The 24,942-nt window shown below is 72.2% G+C and carries 24 protein-coding genes and 1 pseudogene; 15 read left to right on the top strand and 10 right to left on the bottom strand.

Annotation, left to right across the window (positions count from 1 at the left end):
* Positions 1–159 precede the first annotated feature (159 nt).
* The 6 genes from ACRWNP_RS21720 (at position 160) to ACRWNP_RS21695 (ending at position 6,104) form a co-directional block, all read left to right on the top strand.
* Positions 160–1,023: a DUF3152 domain-containing protein gene (locus tag ACRWNP_RS21720; RefSeq protein ID WP_431963817.1), complete on the top strand. Its 864-nt coding sequence runs from the start codon at positions 160–162 to the stop codon at positions 1,021–1,023.
* A gap of 148 nt (positions 1,024–1,171) precedes the next feature.
* Positions 1,172–1,924, top strand: coding sequence for a two-component system response regulator CseB (gene cseB, locus ACRWNP_RS21715; protein WP_431963815.1), 753 nt, complete (start codon positions 1,172–1,174; stop codon positions 1,922–1,924).
* Position 1,925: 1 nt separating this feature from the next.
* Entirely contained in the window at positions 1,926–3,188 is a 1,263-nt protein-coding gene (locus tag ACRWNP_RS21710; RefSeq protein WP_431963813.1) for an ATP-binding protein, read from the top strand.
* Between the two features lie 156 nt (positions 3,189–3,344).
* Complete coding sequence (locus tag ACRWNP_RS21705; protein ID WP_431963811.1) at positions 3,345–4,439, top strand: D-alanyl-D-alanine carboxypeptidase family protein; 1,095 nt, start codon at positions 3,345–3,347, stop codon at positions 4,437–4,439.
* Between the two features lie 136 nt (positions 4,440–4,575).
* Entirely contained in the window at positions 4,576–5,433 is an 858-nt protein-coding gene (locus ACRWNP_RS21700) for an endonuclease/exonuclease/phosphatase family protein (protein ID WP_431963836.1), read from the top strand.
* Positions 5,434–5,732: 299 nt separating this feature from the next.
* Positions 5,733–6,104, top strand: a complete 372-nt coding sequence (locus tag ACRWNP_RS21695) for a winged helix-turn-helix transcriptional regulator (RefSeq protein ID WP_431963809.1) — start codon at positions 5,733–5,735, stop codon at positions 6,102–6,104.
* Between the two features lie 273 nt (positions 6,105–6,377).
* Here ACRWNP_RS21695 and ACRWNP_RS21690 read toward each other — a convergent pair whose 3' ends face one another.
* Both ACRWNP_RS21690 and ACRWNP_RS21685 read right to left on the bottom strand, forming a co-directional pair.
* Positions 6,378–6,581, bottom strand: coding sequence for a hypothetical protein (locus ACRWNP_RS21690; RefSeq protein WP_431963807.1), 204 nt, complete (start codon positions 6,579–6,581; stop codon positions 6,378–6,380).
* Positions 6,582–6,893: 312 nt separating this feature from the next.
* Entirely contained in the window at positions 6,894–7,520 is a 627-nt protein-coding gene (locus ACRWNP_RS21685; RefSeq protein WP_431963805.1) for a TetR/AcrR family transcriptional regulator, read from the bottom strand.
* A 72-nt stretch (positions 7,521–7,592) separates the two neighbouring features.
* On the opposite strand from ACRWNP_RS21685, the gene ACRWNP_RS21680 reads away from it, so the two are divergent.
* On the top strand, positions 7,593–8,234 hold the full coding sequence (locus ACRWNP_RS21680; RefSeq protein ID WP_431963803.1) for a hemerythrin domain-containing protein: 642 nt from the start codon (positions 7,593–7,595) through the stop codon (positions 8,232–8,234).
* 291 nt (positions 8,235–8,525) lie between these two features.
* On the opposite strand, the gene ACRWNP_RS21675 is transcribed toward ACRWNP_RS21680, so the two are convergent.
* Genes ACRWNP_RS21675 through ACRWNP_RS21665 form a run of 3 tightly spaced genes read right to left on the bottom strand, consistent with a single transcriptional unit; the run spans position 8,526 to position 14,580 of the window.
* Positions 8,526–9,650 carry an enolase C-terminal domain-like protein gene (locus tag ACRWNP_RS21675; RefSeq protein WP_431963801.1) on the bottom strand — a complete coding sequence of 375 codons (1,125 nt, stop codon included), beginning with the start codon at positions 9,648–9,650 and terminating at the stop codon, positions 8,526–8,528.
* Positions 9,647–11,455 carry a thiamine pyrophosphate-requiring protein gene (locus ACRWNP_RS21670; protein ID WP_431963799.1) on the bottom strand — a complete coding sequence of 603 codons (1,809 nt, stop codon included), beginning with the start codon at positions 11,453–11,455 and terminating at the stop codon, positions 9,647–9,649. Before ACRWNP_RS21670 ends, ACRWNP_RS21675 begins: the two co-directional genes overlap by 4 nt.
* A gap of 26 nt (positions 11,456–11,481) precedes the next feature.
* Positions 11,482–14,580, bottom strand: a complete 3,099-nt coding sequence (locus tag ACRWNP_RS21665; RefSeq protein ID WP_431963797.1) for an FAD-binding and (Fe-S)-binding domain-containing protein — start codon at positions 14,578–14,580, stop codon at positions 11,482–11,484.
* 190 nt (positions 14,581–14,770) lie between these two features.
* Here ACRWNP_RS21665 and ACRWNP_RS21660 point away from each other — a divergent pair, with 190 nt between their 5' ends.
* Positions 14,771–15,961, top strand: a complete 1,191-nt coding sequence (locus ACRWNP_RS21660; RefSeq protein ID WP_431963795.1) for a zinc-dependent alcohol dehydrogenase — start codon at positions 14,771–14,773, stop codon at positions 15,959–15,961.
* A 9-nt stretch (positions 15,962–15,970) separates the two neighbouring features.
* Here the strand turns inward: ACRWNP_RS21660 and ACRWNP_RS21655 are convergent, their stop codons facing one another.
* Together ACRWNP_RS21655 and ACRWNP_RS21650 are read right to left on the bottom strand one after the other, a co-directional pair.
* Complete coding sequence (locus tag ACRWNP_RS21655) at positions 15,971–16,576, bottom strand: flavodoxin family protein (protein ID WP_431963793.1); 606 nt, start codon at positions 16,574–16,576, stop codon at positions 15,971–15,973.
* Between the two features lie 10 nt (positions 16,577–16,586).
* Positions 16,587–16,757: an LPFR motif small protein gene (locus ACRWNP_RS21650; RefSeq protein WP_431963792.1), complete on the bottom strand. Its 171-nt coding sequence runs from the start codon at positions 16,755–16,757 to the stop codon at positions 16,587–16,589.
* Positions 16,758–16,925: 168 nt separating this feature from the next.
* On the opposite strand from ACRWNP_RS21650, the gene ACRWNP_RS21645 reads away from it, so the two are divergent.
* Entirely contained in the window at positions 16,926–17,417 is a 492-nt protein-coding gene (locus ACRWNP_RS21645) for a DUF6328 family protein (RefSeq protein WP_431963790.1), read from the top strand.
* A 289-nt stretch (positions 17,418–17,706) separates the two neighbouring features.
* Complete coding sequence (locus ACRWNP_RS21640; RefSeq protein ID WP_431963788.1) at positions 17,707–18,105, top strand: hemerythrin domain-containing protein; 399 nt, start codon at positions 17,707–17,709, stop codon at positions 18,103–18,105.
* Positions 18,106–18,522: 417 nt separating this feature from the next.
* On the opposite strand, the pseudogene ACRWNP_RS21635 reads toward ACRWNP_RS21640, so the two are convergent.
* Together ACRWNP_RS21635 and ACRWNP_RS21630 are read right to left on the bottom strand one after the other, a co-directional pair.
* Positions 18,523–18,723, bottom strand: a pseudogene (locus ACRWNP_RS21635) (CDGSH iron-sulfur domain-containing protein); the annotation flags it as partial.
* Entirely contained in the window at positions 18,704–19,360 is a 657-nt protein-coding gene (locus tag ACRWNP_RS21630; protein ID WP_431963786.1) for a HemK2/MTQ2 family protein methyltransferase, read from the bottom strand. The pseudogene ACRWNP_RS21635 and the gene ACRWNP_RS21630, both read right to left, overlap by 20 nt.
* A gap of 205 nt (positions 19,361–19,565) precedes the next feature.
* On the opposite strand from ACRWNP_RS21630, the gene ACRWNP_RS21625 reads away from it, so the two are divergent.
* From ACRWNP_RS21625 to ACRWNP_RS21615, 3 genes are all read left to right on the top strand, one after another.
* A complete protein-coding gene (locus ACRWNP_RS21625; protein ID WP_431963784.1) occupies positions 19,566–21,296 on the top strand; it encodes a SpoIIE family protein phosphatase in 1,731 nt (576 codons plus the stop codon).
* Between the two features lie 210 nt (positions 21,297–21,506).
* Positions 21,507–22,343: a Rieske 2Fe-2S domain-containing protein gene (locus ACRWNP_RS21620; RefSeq protein ID WP_431963834.1), complete on the top strand. Its 837-nt coding sequence runs from the start codon at positions 21,507–21,509 to the stop codon at positions 22,341–22,343.
* 302 nt (positions 22,344–22,645) lie between these two features.
* Entirely contained in the window at positions 22,646–22,801 is a 156-nt protein-coding gene (locus tag ACRWNP_RS21615; protein ID WP_431963782.1) for a DUF6131 family protein, read from the top strand.
* An 18-nt stretch (positions 22,802–22,819) separates the two neighbouring features.
* On the opposite strand, the gene ACRWNP_RS21610 is transcribed toward ACRWNP_RS21615, so the two are convergent.
* Complete coding sequence (locus ACRWNP_RS21610) at positions 22,820–23,836, bottom strand: SDR family oxidoreductase (RefSeq protein WP_431963780.1); 1,017 nt, start codon at positions 23,834–23,836, stop codon at positions 22,820–22,822.
* Positions 23,837–23,900: 64 nt separating this feature from the next.
* On the opposite strand from ACRWNP_RS21610, the gene ACRWNP_RS21605 reads away from it, so the two are divergent.
* Together ACRWNP_RS21605 and ACRWNP_RS21600 are read left to right on the top strand one after the other, a co-directional pair.
* Positions 23,901–24,533 (top strand): UdgX family uracil-DNA binding protein, encoded by a 633-nt coding sequence (locus tag ACRWNP_RS21605; protein WP_431963778.1) that lies wholly within the window; start codon positions 23,901–23,903, stop codon positions 24,531–24,533.
* A gap of 86 nt (positions 24,534–24,619) precedes the next feature.
* Positions 24,620–24,859: a DUF6480 family protein gene (locus ACRWNP_RS21600; RefSeq protein ID WP_431963776.1), complete on the top strand. Its 240-nt coding sequence runs from the start codon at positions 24,620–24,622 to the stop codon at positions 24,857–24,859.
* The last annotated feature ends 83 nt before the right edge of the window (positions 24,860–24,942 follow it).

Here is a 24,942-nt window from a genome sequence, read left to right as displayed (position 1 = left end):
GGCCCGGGAAAGGCCCCTCGCGGGAGCTGTTACAGAAGGGTCATACCCGGGGTGTGCATGCGGTTTACGGTCGGCGGGGGTCGCCGGAAGGGCGCTCGTTACCTCTTCGTGACGCTTCGGGCTCATGGCGATCATCTGAGATGGCCAGTTTGAGCTGCCATGCATTCATCCCACCGCGCCGGGCGTCACCGGCCCTCCCGTCGCCGGCGCCGTCCGCGCCGCCGGGGCAGGGGCTATCTGGTCGTCACACTGGTGGTCGCCGGGCTGCTCGGCTCCGTCGCGTTCTTCCTGGACGACGGGCGAAGCGACGCGTCGAGCGCCGCGTCGCACCCGCGGCGCGTGGCGCACGTCACGCCGAGGCCCACCCCGACGCCCACCCCCACCCCGACCCCCACCCCCACCCCGACGCCGACGCCGACGCCGAAGTCCACGCCCACCAAGATCGACGTCCCCGCGACGGGCAGCGGCACGTTCGTCACCGCGCAGGCGTCGGGGGAGCAGGTCGGTCACGGTCCGCGTCCGCTGCGCTACGTGGTGAAGGTCGAGAGTGGCCTCGCCGTCTCGCCCGAACAGGCGGCCAGCGAGATCGCCGGCATACTCGCCGCCCCCCGCGGCTGGACCCACAACCCGGCCTACGCGTTCAGGTTGGTCAGCGCGGGCCAGCCCCACGACCTCACCGTGAGCATCGCGACACCGGGGACGGCCGACGCCCTGTGCTGGTCGGGCATCCACCAGGACACCCAAGGCGAGTACAACTGCGAGGTCTCCGGCGGGGTCGTGGTGAACCTCAAGCGCTGGGCCGAGGGCTCGCCCACGTTCGACGGCCCGATCCACGAATACCGGGCGCTGATCATCAACCACGAGATGGGGCACTTCCTCGGCTACACGCACACGACGTGCGCGGGCGCCGGGCAACCGGCCCCCGTGATGATGCAGCAGATCAAGGGCCTGCACGGATGCGTCGCCAACGCCTGGCCCTACGACCGGAACGGTCACTTCGTGACCGGGCCGCACGTGCGGTGAAGGTAGGACGGCGGAGGCGGCGTGGGGCAGCGGTGGCGTCGAGGGCCGGCTGATACACGGTTGATGCCCGGCCGCGCGGTACCGGATGCCCGGCGGGGGACCGGCTCACGCATGATGGAGGGCCGGTACCTGCGTCCGATGGGAAGAGATGTCGGTTTTGGTGACAGAGGGGGCGGCGGCCCCCGCGCCCGTGGCGGTGCTGCTCGTCGAGGACGACGAGGTGATCCGCAGATCGGTCGCCATGGCGCTGGAGCGCTACGGCTACCGCGTCACGTCCGCCGCCGACGGCCTGACCGGGCTCGAACTGTTCCGGGAGGGCCGCCACGACCTGCTCCTGCTGGACGTGATGCTGCCGGGCCTGGACGGGATCGGGCTGTGCCGCCGGGTCAGGGAGACCAGCATGGATCCCATCCTGATGATGTCCGCGCGAGGCGATGCCCTGGACGTGGTCTCCGGCCTGGAGGCGGGCGCCGACGACTACGTGGTCAAGCCCGTGGACACCGCGGTCCTGGTGGCCCGGATCCGCTCCCTGTTGCGGCGGGCGACCTTCACCCCCGTCGCCGCCCCGTCCGCGGCCCCGTCCGCCACCCCGGCCCCGGCGGGGTCGGAGGACTCCGGCCGGCTCGCCTTCGGCGACCTGACGATCGACACCGCGGGCCTCGAGGTGTTCCGTGCGGGCGAACCCGTCGCGCTCGCCCCCACCGAGCTGCGGCTGCTCCTGGAGTTCGCCGCGAACCCCGGCATCGTGCTGGACCGGAACACTTTGCTGCGCAACGTGTGGGATTACGGCTGGGACGGCGACAGCCGCGTGGTGGACCTCTGCGTGCAGCGCCTGCGGAAGAAGATCGGAGCCGAACGGATCGCGACGGTCCGCGGGTTCGGCTACAAGTTGCGGCGCTGAGGTGGACACCATCAGCGACCTGCTCAACTGGCGCTCGCTGCGCTGGAAGACCGCCCTGCTCGTCGCCGTGGCCTGCTGCGCCGTCGCGCTGACGGTCGGGGTACTGGTCCACCGCAGCACCCTGGAACGCTCCATGAACGACGGCGGGGCGAAGGCCGTGGCGCAGTTGTCCTCGGCCCTGGGGGAGTACGAGCGCGACGGCGCGCCGCCCGGCGGGCTGGAGACGTCGCCCGCGGCGATGCCCGCCGAACTGCTCGACCGGCTGCGGCACGGGCAGGGTCCGAGCACCGGGTACGCCACCTGGTACGACGGCGACAGTCCCGGCGACCACCCGGAGATGTGGGCGGCGCGGATGTACCGGGGCGGGCCGGTGGCGATCAGCACCGACATGACGTCCGACCTGCTCACCCGGCGCGCCCTGGACCGGCACATGTGGAAGTACTCCCTGGTCGCGCTCGCCGTCGTCCTGCCGCTGACGGCGCTCTCGGCCGAGCTGCCCCATCGCAGGCTGCGGCGCGTGGCGCGGACCGCGCGCCGTATCGCGGCCGGTGACCTGGCCGCGAGGACCGGGGCCGGGCCCGGCGGCCGCGGCGGCGACGAGATCACCGAGATCTCCGCCACCGTCGACTCCATGGCCGACAGCCTGCTCGCGCGGCTGACCGCCGAGCAGCGCTTCACCGCCGACGTCGCCCATGAACTGCGCACCCCGCTGATGGGCCTGGTCACCGCGAGCGGGCTGCTGCCCGAGGGGGAGGCCACCGACCTCGTCCGGGACCGGGTGGGGGTGCTGAGGGTCCTGGTGGAGGACCTGCTGGAGATCTCCCGGCTGGACGCGGGCGCCGAACGGGCCGAGCTCAGGCCCGTCCCCCTGGCCGAGCTGGTCGAGGACGCGCTGGACCGCACCGGACTGCCGACGCGGTTCGTCCCGGCCGGTGCCGGCTCCGCCCGCACCGACCCGCGCCGGGTCGACCGGATCGTGGCCAACCTCGTCGCCAACGCCCATCGGCACGGCAGCGCGCCCGTCGAGGTCGCGGTGGCGGGGACCACCGTGACGGTACGGGACCACGGTCCGGGATTCCCCCGCGAGCTGCTCGCGGACGGGCCCCAGCGGTTCCGCACCGGGGCGTCGGAGCGCGGGCGGGGCCACGGCCTCGGGCTGACCATCGCGCTCGGCCAGGCCCGGGTCATCGGCGCGGCGCTGTCCTTCGCCAACGCGCCCGACGGCGGCGCCGTCGCCACCCTCCGGTTGCCCGTGGCCGACTGAGGCACCCCGTGGGCGCGGTGCGCGCCGGCGCCGATACACGACGGATGACCGGCCGAGCGGTGGCGGAGGCACGGTCACGGCCGGTCCGACATCAGCGCGGCCCACGGTGGGCGGTGTGCGTGAAAGCCACGCCGTGACCCGTGGAGGTGCCAGTCCATGCGCCAAGTCCCCGAAGCCCGCGAGCGTGACACCGGGCGTCCGCCGCGGCCGCGGCCCGCCGGCCTGTCGCACCTGCCGGGCGGGTCACGTCGTCCCCGGCGCGTCCCCGCTCCGGTCGCGGTCGGCGCCGCCGCCCTGGTCACCCTGCTCGTTCTGGGCTCGCTGGTCGTCATCACGGGCGACTCGGGCGGTGACGGGGCCGGTACGACCACGACGGGCGGCCGTCACGGAGCCCGGCCGCACCCTCCGGTGTCGCTGCCCTGGCCCCACCAAGGGCAGGCGAGCGTCCTCGTCGAAGGGCTCGGTGACAGTGGTGACCTCGGGAACCGGGGTGCGCAGAACCCGGTGCCGATCGCCAGCGTCGCCAAGGTGATGACCGCGTACGTGATCCTGCGCGACCATCCGCTGCGCGACGGCGCGTCCGGCCCCATGGTCGCCGTCGACCGGCAGGCCGCGGACGAGTCCGTGTCCGGCGTGGAGTCCAGCGTGCCGCTCAGCAAGGGCCGGAGGCTGAGCGAACGGCGGCTGCTGGAAATGATGCTGATCCCCTCCGGCAACAACGTCGCCCGTCTGCTCGCCCGTTGGGACGCGGGCTCACAGGAGGCGTTCGCCGCCAAGATGAACCGGGCCGCCGACGACCTCGGCATGGACCGGACGACCTACACCGGGGCCAGCGGCATCGAGTCCACGACCACCAGCACCTCCGGCGACCAGCTGAAGCTGGCCCGACAGGTCATGCGCGACCCGGTGTTCAGGGCGATCGTCGCCCTGCCCAGTACGACCGTGCCCGGCGTGCCCGGCTCCATCCCCAACACCAACACCCTGCTCGGCACGTCCGGCGTGATCGGGCTCAAGACCGGCTCCAGCACCCCCGCCGGCGGCGCCCTGATGTGGGCGGCCACCGCACCCGACCGCCACGGACACGGCCATCTCGCTCTCGGTGTCGTCCTCCACCAGCATCCCGGCACCAGCCCGCAGGAGGGCCTGAACGCCGTCCTGGGCACCAGTCGCGTCCTTGTGGAAGGCGTACGCCGGTGGGTGGCCGGGACGGAAACCGCCTCCGCTGCCGGTGCCCGGGCCGGGGACCGGTGAACCGACCGTGACCACCCTCCTTCGTCCCCCCGGCGCCCCGCCGGAACCCGCGGCGGCACGACGGCACGACAGGTGCCCCGGCATCTGGCGCCGCGGGCGCGTCCCCGCCGCCCTCGCGGCGGCGGCCACCCTGGTGATGTCCGGTCACGCCCACGTCCCCCACGATCCCGGCCACCTCGGCAGCCTCGTCGAGACCTTCCTGCCCTGGACCGGCCTGGTCGTCCCGCTCCTGCTGCTGTGCGCCCTGTTGCGGCGCTCCGCGACCGCCGCCGTCGCCGTGCTGCTGCCGGCCGTCGTGTGGGGCTCGCTCTTCGGCGGGACGCTGACCGACAAGCGGGCGGCCGGCGGGGACCTTACGGTGGTGACGCACAACGCCAACGAGCGGAACCCGGACCCGGCGCAAACCGCCCGGGCCCTGGCGGCCTCCGGCGCCGACCTCGTGGCCATCGAGGAACTGGGCGACAACGCACCGGCGTACGACAAGGCGCTGCGCGCCGCCTACCCCCACCACGTGGTGCGCGGCACGGTCGGCCTGTGGAGCCGCCACCCGCTCGCCGACGCCCGGACGGTCGACATCGCGCCCTGGCCGCGCGCCCTGCGTGCCACCGCCCGCACACCCAAGGGGCCGGTCGCCGTCTACGTCGCCCACCTGCTGTCCGTCCGGTTCACGCCCGCGTACGGCTTCACCACGGACGGGCGGGACGCCGCCGCCCGCGCCCTGGCCATCGCGCTGCGCGCCGAACCACTGCCCCGCACCCTGCTGATGGGCGACTTCAACGGCACCTCGGACGACCAGGCCCTGTCCGCGGTCACCTCCCAACTGCGCTCGGCCCAGGCGGAGTCGGGTGCCGGGTTCGGTCTGAGCTGGCCGGCGTCCTTTCCCGTGGCCCGGATCGACCACATCCTGGTGCGCGGCCTGGAACCGCGGTCGGCCTGGACCCTCCCGTCCACAGGCAGCGACCATCTGCCGGTCGCGGCATCGGTCCGTCTGTAGGGCCCGCGTGGCCGCGGTGTCGGCGTCCGGCCGGCGTGCCGGACGCCGAACGGGCCTTCCGGCTCGCCCGCCGCCCTCGCCCGCAGTATCTCGGCGATCTCCCGCTCGGCGTGCTCCGTACGCGGCCGGTCGCCGTGACCGGTGCGTCGACGCAGGCTACGTGGAAACCGCAGCCGGCCACGAGGAGGCGTGCACGGCCTGCCATCGCGGGCCACTTCTGGGGCGGGCTCTTTCCTGGTACGGGTGTTACCAGGAACGAAGCCCGCCCGGGCGGGTGCCCTTGGGCCACGCTCCGAGGGGTGACCACGGGATCCCCTTGGAAGATCAGCCCTCAGCCGCTTGCGCCGCGCCTGGAGCGCGGCTCGGTGCACGACGACGCGTGCCCGAGCTTCCAGGGCGCGGTCGAGCTCGTCGGGCGCCGCTGGACGGGGGCGATCCTGTTCGCGGCGTCCCAGGGCGCGCGCCGCTTCGGCGAGTACCGCTCCGTCATCCCGAGCACCCCCGCGCAGATCCGCTACGCGCTCGCCCCCGACGGCCAGGCACTCATCGACGCCCTGCAGCCGCTGGCGCAGTGGAGCGCGCACCGGCTGCGCCGCGCCGGAGAGAAACAGCCCGGAATGGGTGTATATCGCCTGAAATGGGTAATATCTACGCAAAATCTCCGGAAGTAGCGCAGAGGGGTGCCTCATGACCCGAGGAGCCGAGGGAATGCCTTACCCCACTCCCCGAGCCGACGTCGACCTGGCCCGCGAATGCGGCGCGTGCCTCGGCTGGGGAACCGTCGTCACCGACCAAGGCCGACACGAACTCTGTCCCGACTGCCAGGGCGACCAGTTCGCCGCACCACAACGTGTCAGGGCCGTGCGGCTGAGGCCCGGCAGCCGCTACAACTCACCCCGCTGACCCCTCCGCCCACCCGCGTGGACTGGACGGGCGTCGCCGTCTCACCACACCTCGGGGCCGCCGCCGCGCCACTCCACCTGCGCGGGATCGCTCAGGCTGATCGTTCCGGCGTCGTACCCGGCGAGCCACAGGAATCGCATCAGGTCCGCGAGACGGTACGCGGTACCGAAGTAGTCGCCCCGGATCACGACCCTTCGTCCGTCGACCGGAGGTTCCACGATCACCGGCGGTCCCTCGGTGCGCATAATCCCAGCCTGCCCAGTCACCGGCGAGGACGCACCGCGGCCCGTCAGGCCGTCAACGGGAGCCCGCCGACGATCTTGCTGCCGTGGTTGCGGGGGCCGACGGTGCTGACGGCGCAGTAGTCCGTCTCCCCGGCCGCCGGCCTGCCCACGGCGTCCCGGTGGTCGGTGTGGACCCGGGGTGCTGGGCGACCGCGGGCATGCCGGCGAGGAAGGCGTCGGCGGTGGCTCCGGCCCGCCGACGGGCTGCCCATCCTCGCCTCCTGGGCCGCGGACCGGTCGCTTTCCGCCGCGCCCGCCGACTGAACGGCCGCCTCAGGACTCCTGTTCGAGCAGTTCCCGGCAGGCGGCGCGCGCGATCCACGCCTGGGTGCGGTCGAAGGTCCAGCCCCGTTCACCGACGAGCGTGAGCCAGGCGTGCGGGCCCAGGTGGAACCACAGCAGGTCGACGGCCTCGGCTCGGCTCACGTCGGCGCGCAGCGCGTCGAGTGCCAGGAGGCGGTTCGCGACCCGGGTCAAAGCCTGTACGTAGTCGTCGGCGCCCTTGTCCAGCACCGTCTTGACGGCCGGTTCCCCCGGCGGGTTCCGGTAGAAGAGCCCGTACACCAGATCCCAGTGGCGTTCGTGAGTGAGCCGGGTGCCCTCCGCGGTCAGCTCGATCACGGCGCGCGGGTCGTCGGCGGCCTCGACCGCGGCGAGGGAGTCGGCGATGGCGGGATCCGTGAGGGCCGGCTCCAGCAGGGCCGTGAGGATCTTCGGCTTGTTCCCCACGCTGCTGTACACGGTGGGCACGGCGACGTTCCCCGCCTCCGCGATCTCCCCGATGGTCACGCCGGCGTACCCGCGCGCCAGGAAGAGCGCATGGGCGCTGCCCAGGATCGCTTCGCGCGTGGCGGCCGCCGAATGGGCGCGGAGGGGTGAGTGGTACTTCCGGCTCGTCACCGACGCATCGTACCCCTGCACCGTCAGTGATTTTATTGACAATAATTGCTTCTAATGAATATGTTCCGCACCATGAACCACTCCTCCCAAGAGCCCATGGCCGTCATCGAGACCCGGCTCGCCCACGAGGTCCACCGCGTGGCCACCACCCTGCTGGCAGAGGCGGCCGTTCGCCCCTCCGTACCCCTGGGCACGCTGGCCCGGTTGCGCGACTTCCTCGTGGTCAACCTGCGCCACCACCACGAGACCGAGGACGAGGACCTGTGGCCGCAGATCGTCGCGACGGCGCCGGCCACCGCGGACGCGCTCAAGGAGCTCAGCGCGGAACACGAGCACCTGGACGAGGCCCTCGACCGGCTCGCCGCCGTCGTGCTGGGCGACGACGCCGACGGAGTCCGGGCGGCGCTCCACGAGGCGGCCACCGCCGTACGCGACACCGTGCACGGCCACCTGGCCCATGAGGAGCCCATCCTCTTCCCCGCCCTGCGCGAGCACGTCACCCCCGAGTACTGGGCGGACTTCTCGCAGCGGGTGATCGCCACCACGCCGCCCGTGGCAGGACACCTCATGATCGGTTTCCTCGACGAGGTGGGCACCCCCGAGGAGGTCGCCCTCATGCTCGCGGCCCTGCCGGAGCCGGTGCAGCCGCTCGTACCCGCCCTGCGCCGGCAGGCGGCGGACGACCTCCGGACCCTGCGCGGCGTCGCGGCCTGACCCGGGAAAGAGAGGCGGGCGGCCGGACGGGGGACGGTCGCCGGCGCGGTCCCGCGCCGAGGGCGGATGCGGCAAGCCGGAGCGGGGCCGCGTTTCCACGGTGCGCCGGAGGCCGGCCGCCATCGAAACCATCGGGCTGGGCAGGCGTTACCGCCGCGGGTGGGCGCTGCCCGACACCACCTTCCTTCCGCCTGCCCGCCTGCCCGCCTGCCCGCCTGCCCGCCTGCCCGGCAACCGCTCCTCTCCTCGACGACCGTTGCCCAGGACGCGATCCGCGGCGGATCGTTGTGCTCAGGCCACCCGGTACGGCTCCGCCCGCTTGTCGCGGAACTTCAGTCCCAGGCCCGGCACCCCGTCGGCGCCGGGGGCGATGGTGCCGCCGCCGGGGTCCAGGGTGCCGTCGAAGAGCATCTGCTCGATCCGCACGTGGTCGTGGAACCACTCCAGGTGCCGCAGGTTCGGCGCCGCCGCGGCCGCGTGCGCGTGGACGTGCGGGGCGCAGTGCCCGGAAAGATCGACGCCGAAGGCGTGCGCCAGGGCCGACACGCGCAGCCAGGCGGTCAGGCCGCCGCAACGGGTCGCGTCGGCCTGCAGGCAGTCCACGGCCCCCGCCCGCAGCATGTGGCCGAAGTACGGCAAGGTGTAGCCGTACTCGCCCGCGGCCACCTCCGGCACGATCCGGGACCGCACCTGCGCGAGGCCCGCGAGGTGGTCGGAGGAGACGGGCTCCTCGAACCACGTCACCCCCAGATCGTGCAGAAAACGCGCCAACCCGACGGCCTGCTTCACGCCGTAGGCACCGTTGGCGTCGACGTACAGCGCCGCCGCCTCGCCGATGCTGCGCCGCGCCCACACCACGCGATCGCGGTCACGGTCGTCGTCCGACCCCCAGGACTGCCCGATCTTGATCTTGACGCGGGGGATGCCCTGCTCCTCGACCCAGCCGCGCAGCTGCCGATCTTGCCGGGCGTCGTCGTACGTGGTGAACCCGCCGCTCCCGTAGATGGGGACGTCGCCTCTCGCCCGGCCGAAGAGCCGCACGAGGGGCAGGCCAAGGAGCCGGGCCTTCAGGTCCCACAGGGCGATGTCGACGGCCGAGACGGCCCCCGCCACCAGGCCGGGCAGTCCGGCGTTGCGGACCGCCCGGCACATCGCCCCGTTCGCCGCGGGCACGTCCCAGGCGCTCGTACCGGTCACGACCGGTGCGAGCTGTGCGGTCACGACCTGGGCGGTGGCGGGCGCCCCGTACGTCCAGCCGATCCCGGTGGTGCCGCCGGAGCGCGCCCGCACCAGCACGAGCGTGGTGGAGTCCCAGGTCAGGGTGCCGTCACCCTCGGGCGCGTCGGTGGGCACCGTGTACGCCGCGGCCTCCACGGCCTCCACCACCGGCGCGTCGGCCGCAGCGGGAGGAGTCACTGCTCGCCGTGCCCGTGGCGTCCCCTGCCCGGCAGCATCTCCTGCACCTTCGCCTTGAGGCCCTGCCGGACCATGGCGGCCCGGTCGGAGTCCCCCTTGAGGACGGACGCCGCCGCGGCCTCGATCTGGTCGAGTGTGGCGTGCGGCGGGATCGGCGGGACCGCCGGGTCGGTGCGGAAGTCCAGGACGAAGGGCCGGTCCGCGGCCAGCGCCCGCTGCCAGGCGTCCTCGACCTCGCCGGGCTTCTCCACGCGCAGGCCGTCGAGTCCGATGGAGCGGGCGACGTCCGCGTAGGCGACGTCCGGCAGGGCCTGCGAGGGCAGGAACTGCGGTGCGCCGGACATGGCGCGCATCTCCCAGGTCACCTGGTTGAGGTCGCCGTTGTTGAGGACGGCGACGACCATCCGCGGATCGGACCAGTCCCGGTAGTACTTGGCGGCGGTGATGAGTTCGGCCATCCCGTTCATCTGCATCGCGCCGTCACCGACCAGGGCGATCGCCGGCCGCTCCGGGTGCGCGAACTTCGCGCCGATCACGTACGGCACACCGGGTCCCATGGTGGCGAGCGTGCCGGACAGGGAGCCGCGCATGCCGCCGCGCATCCGCAGGTGCCTGGCGTACCAGTTGGCCGCGGAACCGGAGTCGGCGGCCAGGATGACGTCCTCGGGCAGGAGTGCGTCCAAGGCGTGCACGACGTACTCGGGGTTGATCGGGTCCGCTTCGACGCCGGCGCGGCGTTCCATGACCTCCCACCAGCGGGCCGTGTCCTTCTCGATCTTCTTGCGCCAGCCGCCGTGCTTCTTGCGCTTCAGCCTCGGCAGCAGCCGCGTCAGGGTCGCCTTGGCGTCGCCGACCAGGTTGACCTCGAACGGGTAGCGCAGGCCCACCATGAACGGGTCGATGTCGATCTGCACCGCGCGTGCCTGGCCGAACTCCGGCATGAACTGGGTGTACGGGAAGCTGGAGCCGATGACCAGCAGGGTGTCGCAGTCCTGCATCATCTCGTAACTGGGCCGCGTGCCCAGCAGCCCGATCGCCCCGGTGACGTAGGGCAGTTCGTCGGAGAGCGCGTCCTTGCCGAGCAGCGCCTTGGCCACGCCGGCCCCGAGCGTGTCCGCGAGCTGCTCCACCTCCGGCCGCGCCGAGCGCGCCCCTTGGCCGATCAGCACCGCCACCTTCTCGCCGGCGTTGAGCACCTCGGCCGCGCGGTCCAGCTCGGCGTCGCCCGGGACGGGGGCGAAGGAGGGCATGCCCAGGCTGGAGGGCACCATCTTGAAGGCGTGCTGCGGAGGGGAGTAGTCGAGCTCCTGGACGTCGGCCGGGATGATCACGGCGGTGACCGTTCGTTTCGCGGCCGCCACCCGCATCGCGCGGTCGATGACGTTGGGCAGCTGCTCGGGGACGGTCACCATCTCCACGTACTCCGAGGCGACGTCCTTGAACAGACTCAGCAGATCCACTTCCTGCTGGTACGAGCCGCCCATCGCGCTGCGGTTGGTCTGCCCGACGATCGCGACCACCGGTACGTGGTCGAGCTTCGCGTCGTACAGGCCGTTGAGCAGGTGGATGGCGCCGGGGCCCGAGGTCGCCGCGCAGACGCCGACCCTGCCGGAGAACTTGGCGTAGCCCACCGCTTGGAAGGCGGCCATCTCCTCGTGGCGGGCCTGGACGAAGCGCGGGTCGTCGTCCGCCCTGCCCCAGGCGGCGAGCAGACCGTTGATGCCGTCACCTGGATAGGCGAAGACATGGTCGACGTCCCATTCCCGCAGCCGCTGCAGAACGAAGTCGGACACCTTGATGGACACGGGGGACTCACCTTCCTGTTTCGGCTTCAACGTTGTCGGTGGCGACGCGCGGCGACGGCGGCCCCGGCCGCGAGCGCGACCGGCGCCACGGCGCATACGGCGGCCAGGAGCCGGCCGTCCCGTGGCGAGCCGGCCGGGCGCTCCGCGAGCCGCTCGGGCCGCTCGCCGGGCACCGTTCCGTCCAGTGCGGACGCCAGCGCCTCCGCCAGGTGCACGGCCCGCCGGCCCGTTCCGCCCTGCTCGATCTGGGTACGGCAGCTGAACCCGTCGGCGAGGACCAGGTCCTCGGTGGAGGCACGGCGTACGGCAGGCAGCACACCCTGCTCGCCCACGGCCATCGACACCTCGTAGTGGCCGCGCTCGAACCCGAAGTTGCCCGCCAGCCCGCAGCAGCCCTCGTCCAGCACCCGGGGATCAAGACCGGCCCGGCGCATCAGCTCGCGGTCCGCGTCGTCGGCGAGCACCGCGTGCTGGTGGCAGTGCGTCTGCACCACGGCGCCGCGGTCCAGCCGTGGGGGCCGCCACCCCTCGGGAGCGTCGTTGACCAGCAGCTCGGCGAACGTACGGAACTGTCCGGCCAGTCGCCGCACGTCCTGGTCCCCGGGCATCAGCTCCGGAGCGTCGGCGCGGAACACCGCCGCGCACGACGGCTCCAGCCCTACGATCGGCGTGCCCGCCTCCAGCCACGGCCGCAGCACATCGAGCGTGCGGCGCAACACGCGGCGCGCCGTGGCCGGCTGCCCGGTGGAGATCCAGGTCAGCCCGCAGCACACGGCCTGTGCCGGAACGGCGACCTGGAACCCGGCGTCTTCCAGGACCCGTACGGCGGCCTTCGCCACACCGGGGTGGAACTGGGCGCTGAAAGTGTCGGGCCACAGCAGGACGGTGCGGTCGCCGCCCGGCTCCGGCTGCCCCGTGCCACGGGCCGCCCACCATTCGGCGAACGACTCCCGCGGGAAGGGCGGCGCGTCACGCTCGGCCGCCACTCCGGCGAGCATCTTGCCCGCCCGGGCCAGGCCGGGTGCGGTCAGCGCGGCGTTGACCAGCCGCGGCGACAGCCGCGCCAGCCGGGCCCACAGCGGCAGCCAGCCCATCGAGTAGTGGGCGGCCGGCCGGAGCCTGCCCCGGTAGTGATGCGCCAGGAACTCCGCCTTGTAGGTGGCCATGTCGACCCCGACGGGACAGTCCGACTTGCAGCCCTTGCAGGCCAGGCACAGGTCGAGCGCGTCACGGACCTCCGTGGAGCGCCAGCCGTCGCTCACCGCCGAGTCGGCGGCGTGCCCGTTCAGCATCTCGAACAGCAGCCGGGCCCTGCCGCGCGTGGAGTGCTCCTCCTCGCCGGTCGCCCGGTACGAGGGACACATCACCCCGCCCCTGTGGGTGCGGCAGTTGCCGATGCCCACGCAGCGCATCACCGCGCGGGTGAAGGAGTGCTCGTCCTCGGGGTAGCCGAAGAACGTCTCGTGGGCGTCGGGGCGCCAGTGCGGGCCGAGCCGCAGGTTCTCGTCGACCCGGTGCGGGGCGACGACCTTGCCGGGGTTCATCCGGTCACCGGGATCGAACAGCGCCTTGAACTCGCCGAACGCCGCCACCAGGCGGTCGCCGAACATCCTCGGCAGCAATTCGCCGCGGGCCTGGCCGTCGCCGTGTTCGCCGGACAGCGAGCCGCCGTGAGCGACCACCAGATCGGCGGCGCGCTCCAGGAAGGCGCGGAAGTCGCGCACGCCCTGGGCCGTGGTCAGCTCGAACGGGATCCGCGTGTGCACACACCCCTGCCCGAAGTGCCCGTACAACGACGACTGGGCGTAACCGAAGTCCGCGAACAGCTTCTTCAGGTCCCGCAGGTAGTCCCCGAGCCGTTCCGGCGGCACCGCGGAATCCTCCCAGCCCTCCCACGTCTCGCGCCCGTCCGGGGGCCGGGCGGTGACCCCCAGCCCGGCCTCACGGGCCTTGAGCATCTCCTGCTCGCGGTCCGGGTTGTCGGAGAAGGCCACGTCGCGGCCGTCCTCGTCACGTCCGATCGCCCGCAGCAAGGCGCGCGACTGCTGGTCCACGTCGTCCTTGCTGTCACCGCTGAACTGCAGCAGGAGCCAGGCGTCGCCCTGCGGAAACTGCTCCAGGGACTCCAGGTAGGCGTGCTCCTCGCGCATCAGCTGCGCCATGCGCCCGTCCAGCGCTTCCAGTTGCGTCGGCTCGCAGTGTTCCAGCAGCCGCGGTACGTCGTCGGCCGCGGCGCAGATGCCCGGGTAGCCGAGCACCACCATGGCCTCGGCGGCGGGCACCGGTACCAGATCCAGCTCGGCGCGCAGCACCGTGACCAGGGTTCCTTCGCTGCCGACGAGGGCCCGGGCCAGGTCGAAGCCGTTCTCCGGCAGGAGGGAGTCGAGGTTGTAGCCGGAGACCCGGCGCGGCAGTTCGGGGAAGCCCTTGCGGATGTCGCCGAGATACCGGTCGGTCAGCTCGCGCAGGCCGCGGTACAGCTGCGCCCTGCGGTCTCCGGCGGCCACGACGGCGTCGTACTCCTGCCGGGAGGTGGGACCCACCCAGCAGCGCAGCCCGTCATAGGTGAGGATCTCCAGCCTGCGCACGTTGTCCACGGTCTTGCCGTACGCCTGAGCGGACGCGCCGCAGGAGTTGTTGCCGATCATGCCGCCCAGCGAGCAGTGGCTGTGGGTCGAGGGTTTCGGCCCGAACATCAGCCCGTACCCGGACAGCTGCCGGTTCAGCTCGTCCAGCACGATGCCGGGCTCCACCACGCACGTCCCGTTCTCCGCGTCGACCGAGAGCAGGCGGTGGCAGTACTTGGTCCAGTCGATCACCACCGCGGTGTTCGTGCACTGGCCGCCCAGGCTCGTACCGCCGCCGCGGGAGAGCACCGGCGCCCCGAACCGGGAGCACACCTCCACCGCCGCGGCCCCCGCGTCCAGGCTCCGGGGGACGACCACGCCGATCGGCACCTGGCGGTAGTTCGACCCGTCGGTGGCGTACGCGCCCCGGCTGCCCGCGTCGAAGCGCACCTCACCGTCGACCCGGTCGCGCAGCGCGCGCTCCAGGCCGGTCGGATCCAGCTCGGCCCGGTCAGGCCCGGTCACCAGGCCCTTGCTGATGTCTGCGTCGCGAGCCATCTGCGTCGTCCGCCCTCTGCTCGTCGGTGAACCGCTTCGGCGCCCCAGTCACGCGTTCCCGGACCGTCCGGTCTCTAACGCCCCGCGGGCAGGGATCGGCCGGATGACCGCGCGCCGGGCGGTTCACCGGCGTGGTCGCGGGTAGCCGATGGTCCTGCCGCGAAAGACGACCGCGAGGAAGTGATCGATCATGCGGGCCACCGTGTGGCACGGCAAGCACGACGTACGGGTCGACACCGTGCCCGACCCACGGATCGAGGAGCCGACCGACGCGGTGGTGCGGATCACGTCCACCGGCCTGTGCGGCTCGGACCTGCACCTGTACGAGGTCCTGGCCCCGTTGATGACGCCCGGCGACATCCTGGGGCACGAACCCATGGGCATCGTCGAGGAGACCGGCGCCGAGGTGGACAACCTCTCTCCGGGTGATCGCGTCGTGGTGCCGTTCCAGATCTCCTGCGGCACCTGCTACATGTGCCGCGAGGGACTGCCGACGCAGTGCGAGACGACCCAGGTCACCGAGTACGGGTGCGGGGCGGAGCTCTTCGGCTACACCAAGCTCTACGGGCGCGTCCCCGGTGGCCAGGCGGAGTACCTGCGGGTGCCGCAGGCCCAGTTCGGGCCGATCAAGGTCCCGGACGGACCGTCAGACGACCGGTTCGTCTACCTCTCCGACGTCCTGCCCACGGCCTGGCAGGCGGTGAAGTACGCCGAGGTTCCCAAGGACGGGAGCGTGGCCGTCCTGGGCCTGGGGCCGATCGGCGACATGTGCTGCCGCGTCGCCCGCCGCCTTGGCGCGGGCAAGATCATCGGCATCGACTACGTACCGGAGCGACTGACCCGGGCGCGCCACGACGGCGCCCATGTCTTCAGCCTCGAGGAGTACGAGGGCCAGGACGAGCTCGTGAAGGCCGTCCGGGACGCCACCGACGGCCGCGGCCCGGACGCGGTGATCGACGCCGTGGGCACCGAGGCGCACGGCAGCACCCTGGGCAAGCTGGCACAGCAGTCGGTGGGCCTGCTGCCCCGCGCCTGGGCCGCCAAGCTGATGCAGACCGCCGGTGTCGACCGGCTCGGGGCCCTGTACCTGGCCATCGAACTGGTCCGTCGTGGCGGCACGATCTCGATCACCGGCGTCTACGGCGGTATGACCGACCCGCTGCCGATGCTCACGATGTTCGACAAGCAGATCCAGCTGCGCATGGGCCAGGCGAACGTCCGGCGCTGGACCGACGAGATCCTCCCGCTGCTGACCGACGAGGACCCCCTGGGCGTGGACGGATTCGCCACGCACCACGTCCCCCTGGAGCAGGCCCCGCAGGCCTACGACATGTTCCAGAAGAAGGCGGACGGCGCCATCAAGGTCCTCATGATCCCGTGACGCCCGCGGTCAGCCCGGCGGCGCGCCGAGGGGCGTGGCCGCCAGGGCCTGGGCGACCCCGTACAGGTTCGCGGCCATGGCGCGTCCCGTCTTGTGGGACCAGTCGTGGCCGCGTTCGTCGTCGAGGTAGTCGGGCCCGGCGCCCGGGCCGAGGTGCCAGTAGGTCCAGGCCTGGCCCGGGATGGTGAAGCCGATGCCGGCGAGCGCCCCGGAGATCTCGCTGATCACATGGTGGGCGCCGTCCTCGTTGCCGGTCACCACCACCCCGGCCACCCGGTTGTAGGCCACGGGGCGATCGTGGTCGTCCGTCTCGGAGAGCATGGCGTCCATCCGCTCCAGCACGCGCTGGGCGATCGAAGAGGGCCTGCCCAACCACGTCGGGGAGGCCACGACGAGGATCTGCGAGGACAGCAGCTTCGTGTGGATCTCGGGCCAGGCGTCCCCCTCGCCTTCGTCGCTGGTGACGCCCGGCTTGATGTCCAGATCCACGGCGCGGACACAGTCGATGTCCACGCCGTAGGCAGCGAGCTGGTCCGCCACCACCTTCGCCAGCGCATAGGTGTTGGACGGCTGCGGAGACCGTTTCAAGGTGCAGTTGATGACAAGGGCTTTCATGCGGCTCTACCTACCTCGCGCACGGCGGCGCATCCCGGAGGAGCGCCGGACTCACTCTCCCGGTCAGTGCCGGGTCGCCCGCGCCGCCCAGCGGACGGGGGGCCGCACGAAACGGGAACGTCACCACGGTCGCGACGGCGCTCCCGGCGCCGCGCGGTACGTCCGCCACGGCAGCGGACATGTGATCCTCCAGAAGTCCGGACGTACGGTGCCGGCGGTACGGCTTCCCGCGGTGGCCCGGCGGAAACGGTGTAGGACGTTGTGCGGATGCGCAGGGGTCGGCGGCGAGGCGCGCGCCCCGTCGCGGGTACACGGACAAGACCGGACCATCGATCGACGGGAGGGCGACATGCCTGCTGACGGCGCCGGCCGCCGGAAGGGCCGCGACGAGACCCGGGAGGAGCGCGCCGACCGCCAGTGGGGAGAACTCATCCAGGAGGTCCGGGTCGCCCAGACGGGTGTTCAGATCCTCTTCGGTTTCCTGCTGACCGTGGTCTTCACCCCGCGCTACCCACAGCTCGAGGCGACCGACAAGATCATTTACATCCTCACCGTCGTGCTGGGCGCCTCCGCCACCGGAGCGCTGGTCGGACCGGTCTCCTTCCACCGCATCGTCTCCGGTCGGCGGATCAAACCGGAGACCGTCCTCTGGGCCGCCCGCCTCACCTTCGCGGGGCTCGTCCTGTTGCTGCTCACCATGTCCTCCGCGCTGCTCCTGGTCCTCCGGGTGGCCACCCATGACGCGTACGTGCCCTACCTGGTGGCGGCGATCCTCGCCTGGTGCATGCTGTGCTGGTTCGTGCTGCCCCTGTGGGCCAGGTACCGCTTCACGGAGAACTGATCGAATGCGGCCACGTCACCCGGATGTCCCATCAAGTCGCAGGCTCCGTTGCCGATATCGCGGTAGTGCGCTGAGGATCTCCGTGAACGGACGCCCGTCGTCCCGCGACCACGGGACGTGTCAACCGTGGAAGCCCTGCCCGCTCCGGAAGACCCGTGGGGGCATGGCGTGGGCGAGGGCGACGTGCTGTTCCGTGTCGTACAGGAACTGTGCGCCCGCGGACTGCTCACACTGCGTCCGCCGAATACGGGAGACGTGGCCGGCAACCGCCGTTGAGGGCCGGCCCGGGATGTCCTACACCTTCCTGTCCCGGCAACTCATCCCCCATGCCGTCGCCGAGGACAAGGTGCTCTACAAGAAGGTGGACAGCCTGATCGGCGGGAACGGGAGCACCCGTGCGACCGACACGATGCGCCGCGACCACATCGAAGTCGAAACGCTGACCGACAAGCTCGGCGAGCTGGACGAGAACCTGCGACAGGGCACACCCTCGCCCGCCCAGGAGCGGCAACTGCGCAGGGTCCTCTACTCGCTCAACGGCATCGTGAGTCTGCACTTCGCCAAGGAGGACGAGGTCTACCTCCCGCTGCTCGACCAGAAGCTCACCGCCGCCCAGGCCCAGCAGATGTTCGAGCAGATGGAGAAAATCAGCGAGGAGACCGCCGCCGAGGGCGGGTACCGGCACTGACCGGCGCCGCCCTTCAACGTGCGGCCCGCCCCTCGGGGCCGCCGTGAACCCGGGCCCGGCGCCGGGCCGGCGGCGCGCCTTCGGCCGCCCAGCGGCGGGGAGCGTTCCTGGCGGAAGCGGAAGACGCCCACTCCCGCCACTCTCCATCAGGCTTCATGACTCCAGGGGCGGTTTCAGGGGGAGTCAGAGCCGCAGACCCCACTCAGTGCCGGGTCCGGCCTGCGACGACGTGCCGGTGAGTCATGGCAGACCCGCAGGTGATGACGCAGGTACAGTAACCGCCGCGCCGGGTCCGGCCGGATGTATGTGTCCCGTCTACTGGCACGGGTGATCGTTCACTTGCGCGGTCGGCTCGACGAGGGCGGCGGCTGAGGAGGACGCCCTGTCCTGGATCTCTTCCGTGCGGCGCGGCGAGGACCGGCTGTGCCGCCGATGACTGGTGTCGCACCACGGGTACTTGCGGCTGCGACGGCACGCGCAGACGGCCACGACGAAGCGGTCGGAACGCACGACACGGCCGTCGTCCAGGACGACCTCGACGGGTCCCTCGATCAGGATCGGGCCGTTCCGCGTGATCGTCACGCGGGTCGGCGACGGTTCATCGTTCACGTTCGGCACGGATCACCACCAGTTCTTCCTTCTCCTCGCCGGGAGCGATCAGCCCCCGTGCCTCCAGCCATGCCGACCGGTCGCGCAGCACCGGCCCGAACGGGATGTACCGGCGCTCGACGACGGCGGCCCGCAGGCCGGCGCGACGCAGCCGGCCCAGTGTGCGCTCGACCCCGCAGAGCCCCGAATGGACCAGGAGCAGGACGCCGCTCGGAGTGAGCAGCGCGGGCGCGTCCGAGCAGATGCGGTCCAGCAGCGCACGGCCGTCGGAGCCGGCGTCCCACGCGAGGGCGCGGCCCCGGGCAGGAGGACCGGACCCTGGAGACGGCACGTACGGTGGATTGGCCATGATCAGACCGAATCGGGAGCCCGTCACCGGTTCGGTGAGGTCGCCGCGCAGCACCTTGACGCGCAGGCCGTGCAGACGGGCGTTGATCCATGCGGTGCACACCGCATTGAGGGAGGTGTCGACGGCGGTCACCTGAGCGGCCCCGCGCTCGGCGGCGGCCAGAGCGAGCGCCCCGCTCCCCGTGCCCAGATCGAGCACGGCGACATCGCCGGCGAGGGGCTCCCGCTGCAGCGCCTCCGCGAGAAGGAGCGTGTCGTGCTGGGGGCGGTACACCCCCGGTGGGCACAAAAGCCACATAGGTCGCGGCTACCCCACAGGAGGAGAACTAACATGGATCGGGGAAGGAGTACGTGGACCGAGCCGCCAGGTGGTGGTCCGAAATCACGTCACGGGTGGCGCGGAGCCCGCGTACCCTCCGTGGCCGGTGCGCGAGGCACACCGCATGGGATCCTGGTGCGGGGGTAGGCCAAGAGACCCGATGGGCATGTGAGGAGGGGGGACCATGGACGCCGTCGTACCGGAGGCGGGACAGCCCCTGCTCGCGGGACCGCGAGCACAGGCCGGAGCCGTGCCCGACGATCTGCTGGAGGGCGTGAGGGCGCCCGCCTTCGTGGTCGACGACGAGGGCCTGATCGCCGCGGCCAACGGCGCGGCCCGGATCCTTCTGCAGTGGTCCGCCGCGGATCTCCTCGGTCAGGATGCCCACGACCTGCTGCACCGCGACAGCCATGGCCGCACGTTGCCGCGCTCGCGTTGCCAGATGCGTGACGCCCTCATGGCCGGGAGCACCAGACACAGCGACCTGGGGTGGTTCGCGCGCGGGGACGGCAGCCTGCTGGGTCTGTCCTGGTTCCTGACGCCCTACGCCCTCGGCTCCGGGAGGCCGGGTGCCCTGGTCATGCTCTACCAGCGGCAGCAGGCCCCCGAGCGTCGGCAGGAGGGCGAGGAGCGCTCCACGCCGCTGACGGAGCTCGACCGTCTCGCCCTTCTCGCGGAGACCACCACACAGCTCACCTCGACCCTGGACGTGGACGAGGCGTTGCACCGCCTGGCCGCCCTCACCGTGCCGCTCCTCGCGGACTGGGCGATCGTCGACCTGCTCAACGAGAACAACGAAGTACGCCGCGCCCTGGTCGTGGAGCACAAGGGCGGCGTCCTGGTGGAACGCACTGACCTGCAGGGTCCGATGCCGCCGCTGGTGCAGGAATCCCCCATGCCGTTGTCCCGCGCATTGCGCGGCGTCGCGTCCGCGATCGTCAGTGCCTCCACGTACCTCGACCCACCGGATTCCGGCATCGCCGTCGAACAGCACCGGCTCTTCGAGGAGACCGGCATGCACTCCGCGGCCATCGCCCCGGTCCGCGGCCTGCGGGACGTGCTGGGAGCGCTCACGCTGGGCCGTGCCACACGCCCGGACGCCTTCACCGCCTGTGACCTCCCGCTGCTGGAGGACCTGACCCGGCGGACGGGTCTCGCCCTGGACAACGCACGCCTCTACCAGCGTCAGCGCAAGGTCTCCGAGACGATGCAACGCCACCTGCTGCCCCAGATGCCCACGATCCCCGGCGTGCAGATGACGGCCCGGTACGTGGCCGCCCCCCAGGCCTCACAGGTCGGCGGTGACTGGTACGACGCGTTCCCGCTCAGCGACGGAGTGACCGCACTCGCCATAGGCGACGTCGTGGGACACGACCTCGACGCCGCCGGTGGCATGGCGCAGCTGCGCAACATGCTGCGCGCCTTCGCCTGGTCGCACCCGGAGTCCCCCAGCGCCGTCGTCACCCAGCTGGATCAAGCCGTCATGCACATCGCCGAGGTCCCGATGGCGACCATGCTGCTCGCGCGGCTCACCAGCGCGGAGGACGGAATGTGGCGAGTTCGCTGGACCAACGCCGGTCACCCGCCGCCGCTCCTGGTGCACCACGACGGCCAGAGCCGCTTCCTCACCGAGGGGCACGGCATCCTGCTCGGCACGGGTACGGCCACACCGCGCGAGGACGCGGTCGTGACCCTGCCACCGCGATCCACCCTCGTCCTCTACACGGACGGACTGGTCGAATCCACCCGGCACCCCATCGACGAGGGACTGGACCGGCTCCGCAAACACGCCGCCTCCCTGGCCCGGCGCCACCTGGACTCCTTCAGCGACGCGCTGCTCGACCGGGTCAGGCCCCAGGACAACGACGACGACGTGGCCTTCCTCGCTCTGCGCACGCCCGACCGCGCCTCCTGACAGCGGGCGGTTCCTCGTCGCGTACGGCCCCGCGGGCACCTTGAGGGCGACGCCACGGGCATATGCCCGCGCTGGCGCACACACCGGGCCACGCCCGCGTTGCCGGATGCCGGGTTTGCCCTGGAGCGTGAAGGAAAGCCGCTCCACATGAGACTTATGAGGCTTAAGAGCGAACAGCAGGACTCGCCGAACGGCGCTCTCCCCGCCGCCATGGACGTCCTGGAAGAACAGGAGTGGCTCGACGGGCCCGCCGGGCTCGTCCGCAAAGCCGTGCGCGCGGTGCCTCTGGGCCGGGGGCGTGACGCACTGCGCGGCCTGTGGCTCGGGCACCCCGTGCACCCGGTCCTGGTCCAACTGCCGATCGGGGCCTGGACTTGCGCCGGGATACTCGACCTGCTCCCCGGGGAGAGCCGCGCCGCCCGGCGCCTGGTGGCGGTGGGCCTGGCCTCCGCCGGGCCCGCGGCGCTCGCCGGATGGGTGGACTGGGCGGAGCAGCGCCCCCGGCAGGCCCGTGTGGGCCTGGTTCACGCGACCGCCAATCTCGCGGCCGTCACCGCGTACGCCGCCTCCCTCGTGTACCGGATCAAGGGCCGCCCGATACTCGGCCGCGCTCTGGGGTTCGGTGGCATGACCCTGGCCACGGTGGGCGGGGTGCTGGGCGGCCACCTCGCCTACCGGCAGGGCGCCGGCGTGAACCACGCCGAGGCGGTGCCCGTGCTGGTGGAGCCGGGATGGCACCGCATCGGGGTGCCGGAGGACTTCCCGTTCGGGGAGCCCGTACGGCGGATGGCCGACGAGGCGGCGGTGGTCGTGGTCCGGGAGGACGACGGGCGGTTCTACGCCCTGGCCGATCGCTGCAACCACATGAACGGCCCCCTGCACGAGGGCAAGGTCCTCGAGGGCTGCCTCGAATGCCCCTGGCACGGCAGCCAGTTCCGCCTGACGGACGGCGCGAACGTCCAGGGGCCGGCGACCGCGCCGCAACCCCGCTTCGACTGCCGTGTAGCCCCCGACGGGCAGGTCGAGGTGCGGCTCGCCGAGACCTGAGCCACCAGGAGGAACCGTCATGAGCCGGGAAGCTCTGGAGATCCACCGAGCCGACCATCCGGCCGGAGCCACGACCCGGCTGCTGATCGCGCGTCACCTGGCGGACCACCACCGTTCCTCGCCGCACGGCGACGAACTGCGGCGCGTGGCCGACGAGATCGAGGAGGACCGGGACAGCCTTCTCGACCTGATGGCCGCGCTCGACGTACCCGCGCGGCGCCACAAGGTCTACGCGGGACGGCTCGCCGAAAAGGCGCGCCTGCTCAAGCTGCCCGCACGCGGGCCGACCAGCGGAGGACATCATGGTCATCCTCGGCATCATCCTGCTGATCATCGGCTTCCTCGCCGGGATCTCGATCCTGTGGACCATCGGGATCATTCTCGTCGTCATCGGCCTCGTGCTCTGGGTGCTGGGCGCCGTGGGGCGTGGAGTCGGCGGACGCCGGCACTACTGGTAGGCGGCGCGCCGCCCTTGGTCAAACGCGGCGGAGGCCGCGCGCGGCCGCGACGGCGGTCGCGGCAGCGGCCACCGCCGCGGCCCCCACGGCCGCGTGGTGACGCGAAGCCCAGGACTGCGCGCTCCTGGAGTGCGCCTGCGGCCCGAAGCGTCCATGCGCGCCGAAGTCGTGCCCGTCGGACCCGTCAGCCGGTGACCACAGGTTCACCGGCGCCGCGGGGTCGGCGTCCTCCGCGGTCTGCTGCGAACGGAAGCCGGTGCGTGCCAGGTAACGGTCCAGAAGGCCCGGCGCCACCGCGTTGGCCAGCAGCGTGGCCGCGCTGCTCGCCCCTACCCAGTACTCGCGCCGGCCGGGGTGGTCCGCGGCGTGCACGATCGCCCGGGCCGCCACCTCGGGCTGGTAGATCGGCGGCACGGGCTGGGCGCGGTGGGGCAGGCGGCTCAGCACCCAGTCGAACTGCGGGGTGTCGAGTGCCGGCAGTTGCACCATCGTCGTACGAACTCGCGAGCCCGAGTGCAGCAGTTCGCAGCGCAGCGACTCGTTCCATCCCTGGATGGCGTGCTTGGCGCCGCAGTACGCCGACTGCAGCGGGATACCGCGGTAGGCCAGCGTGGAGCCCACCTGCACGATCGCACCGCGGTCGCGTGGGAGCATCCGGCGCAGCGCGGCCCGCGTACCGTGCACGTAGCCCAGATAGGTGACCTCCGTGACCCGCCGGAACTCGTCGGCGGAGATCTCGGTGAAGGGTGCGAAGACCCCCGTGAACGCGTTGTTGACCCATACGTCGATGGGGCCGAACGCCTCCTCGACGTGGGCCGCGGCCGCCTCCACCGCGTCGGCGTCGGACACGTCGACCGGCACGGTCAGTGCCGCACCGCCTGCTCGCACCACGTCGTCGGCTGCCGCGGCCAGTCCTGTGCGCCCACGGGCCAGCAGGGCGACCCGGTCCCCGCGGGCGGCGAAGGCGCGGGCCGCCGCCCTGCCGACACCCCCGCTTGCCCCGGTCACCACAACCGTCCTGGTGTGCCGTCGCATCGTCATGAGGCTCGGCTACCCGGGGCGGGAGCTTCGTATCACCTCGCGGGGGTAGGCGCTCGCCATGGCGGAATACGACGCCTCGCCCTACGTCCCCGAAGGTGCGGATCTCGCGGCGCTGAGCAGCGCGGCAGCCGGTTGCCGGGGATGCCCGCTGTACGCGGACGCCACGCAGACCGTCTTCGGCCGGGGAGAGCCCTCCGCGAGCGTCGTGCTGGTGGGCGAGCAGCCGGGGGACCAGGAGGACCGGCAGGGCCGTCCCTTCGTCGGCCCGGCGGGAAAGGTCCTGGACAGGGCGATGGAGGAGGCCGGGCTCGATCCGGCCGACGCCTACGTGACCAACGCCGTCAAGCACTTCAAGTTCACGGTCCCGGAGCGCGGCAAGCGGCGGATCCACAAACAGCCCACATTGCGCGAGGTCGCGGCCTGCAAGCCGTGGCTGGAGGCCGAGCTGGAACGGATCGCGCCGCAGATCGTGGTCGTGCTCGGCGCGACCGCGGCCAAGGCAGTGATGGGACCGGAGTTCCGGGTCACCCGGCAGCGCGGCAGGCTCCTCACCCCGGGCGTGCCCCTCGACGGGGCGCACGTCCTCGCCACCGTCCACCCCTCGGCCGTGCTGCGGGCCGGCGAGAACCGCGAGGAGATGTACGCCGGGCTCGTCGCGGACCTGCGCGTCGTGGCCGACGCACTCGGCTGACCCCGGCTCGCGGCTCCGTTTCCCGGCCCGGTTTCCGGGAAGTCGCACAGGAGATGCACTGACCGCGTTCGACTGGAAGGTGCGCCATGAGTACGCCGCATGCAGGCGATCGTTCCGCCCCTCAAAGCGGCGCCGAGCACGCCGGGCACAAGGTGCCGCCCACCGAGACGCCCCCGGCGGAAAGCAGCACCACCGAAGGGATATCGCTTCCCGAGCGTCCGGAACTCCGCAAGGCGTGGGGATTCGCACCGCTGGTACTGATCTTCCTCGTCGTGGCGATCTTCCTCGCCGGGGTGATCGCCATGATCGTAGCCCTGTCCTCGTAACCGCGACCCCCGCGCCGCCTGAGCCCCCGGAGGCGTGCCTCCGGACCGAAAAGGGTTCCGCCGGCGGGCTCAAGCCGGTAACC

Source organism: Actinacidiphila sp. bgisy160, from assembly GCF_965342435.1.
Classification (GTDB): domain Bacteria; phylum Actinomycetota; class Actinomycetes; order Streptomycetales; family Streptomycetaceae; genus Actinacidiphila.
The sequence above is the reverse complement of the archived record's forward strand: the minus strand, read 5'-3'. Positions and strand labels throughout refer to the sequence as shown.

Coding starts and splice junctions, on each gene's coding strand:
- ACRWNP_RS21720 (WP_431963817.1), top strand. CDS start 160: ATGCATTCATCCCACCGCGCCGGGCGTCACCGGCCCTCCCGTCGCCGG.
- cseB (WP_431963815.1), top strand. CDS start 1,172: ATGTCGGTTTTGGTGACAGAGGGGGCGGCGGCCCCCGCGCCCGTGGCG.
- ACRWNP_RS21705 (WP_431963811.1), top strand. CDS start 3,345: ATGCGCCAAGTCCCCGAAGCCCGCGAGCGTGACACCGGGCGTCCGCCG.
- ACRWNP_RS21700 (WP_431963836.1), top strand. CDS start 4,576: ATGTCCGGTCACGCCCACGTCCCCCACGATCCCGGCCACCTCGGCAGC.
- ACRWNP_RS21690 (WP_431963807.1), bottom strand. CDS start 6,581: ATGCGCACCGAGGGACCGCCGGTGATCGTGGAACCTCCGGTCGACGGA.
- ACRWNP_RS21680 (WP_431963803.1), top strand. CDS start 7,593: ATGAACCACTCCTCCCAAGAGCCCATGGCCGTCATCGAGACCCGGCTC.
- ACRWNP_RS21665 (WP_431963797.1), bottom strand. CDS start 14,580: ATGGCTCGCGACGCAGACATCAGCAAGGGCCTGGTGACCGGGCCTGAC.
- ACRWNP_RS21660 (WP_431963795.1), top strand. CDS start 14,771: ATGCGGGCCACCGTGTGGCACGGCAAGCACGACGTACGGGTCGACACC.
- ACRWNP_RS21655 (WP_431963793.1), bottom strand. CDS start 16,576: ATGAAAGCCCTTGTCATCAACTGCACCTTGAAACGGTCTCCGCAGCCG.
- ACRWNP_RS21650 (WP_431963792.1), bottom strand. CDS start 16,757: ATGTCCGCTGCCGTGGCGGACGTACCGCGCGGCGCCGGGAGCGCCGTC.
- ACRWNP_RS21645 (WP_431963790.1), top strand. CDS start 16,926: ATGCCTGCTGACGGCGCCGGCCGCCGGAAGGGCCGCGACGAGACCCGG.
- ACRWNP_RS21640 (WP_431963788.1), top strand. CDS start 17,707: ATGTCCTACACCTTCCTGTCCCGGCAACTCATCCCCCATGCCGTCGCC.
- ACRWNP_RS21630 (WP_431963786.1), bottom strand. CDS start 19,360: ATGTGGCTTTTGTGCCCACCGGGGGTGTACCGCCCCCAGCACGACACG.
- ACRWNP_RS21625 (WP_431963784.1), top strand. CDS start 19,566: ATGGACGCCGTCGTACCGGAGGCGGGACAGCCCCTGCTCGCGGGACCG.
- ACRWNP_RS21620 (WP_431963834.1), top strand. CDS start 21,507: ATGGACGTCCTGGAAGAACAGGAGTGGCTCGACGGGCCCGCCGGGCTC.
- ACRWNP_RS21615 (WP_431963782.1), top strand. CDS start 22,646: ATGGTCATCCTCGGCATCATCCTGCTGATCATCGGCTTCCTCGCCGGG.
- ACRWNP_RS21610 (WP_431963780.1), bottom strand. CDS start 23,836: ATGCGACGGCACACCAGGACGGTTGTGGTGACCGGGGCAAGCGGGGGT.
- ACRWNP_RS21605 (WP_431963778.1), top strand. CDS start 23,901: ATGGCGGAATACGACGCCTCGCCCTACGTCCCCGAAGGTGCGGATCTC.
- ACRWNP_RS21600 (WP_431963776.1), top strand. CDS start 24,620: ATGAGTACGCCGCATGCAGGCGATCGTTCCGCCCCTCAAAGCGGCGCC.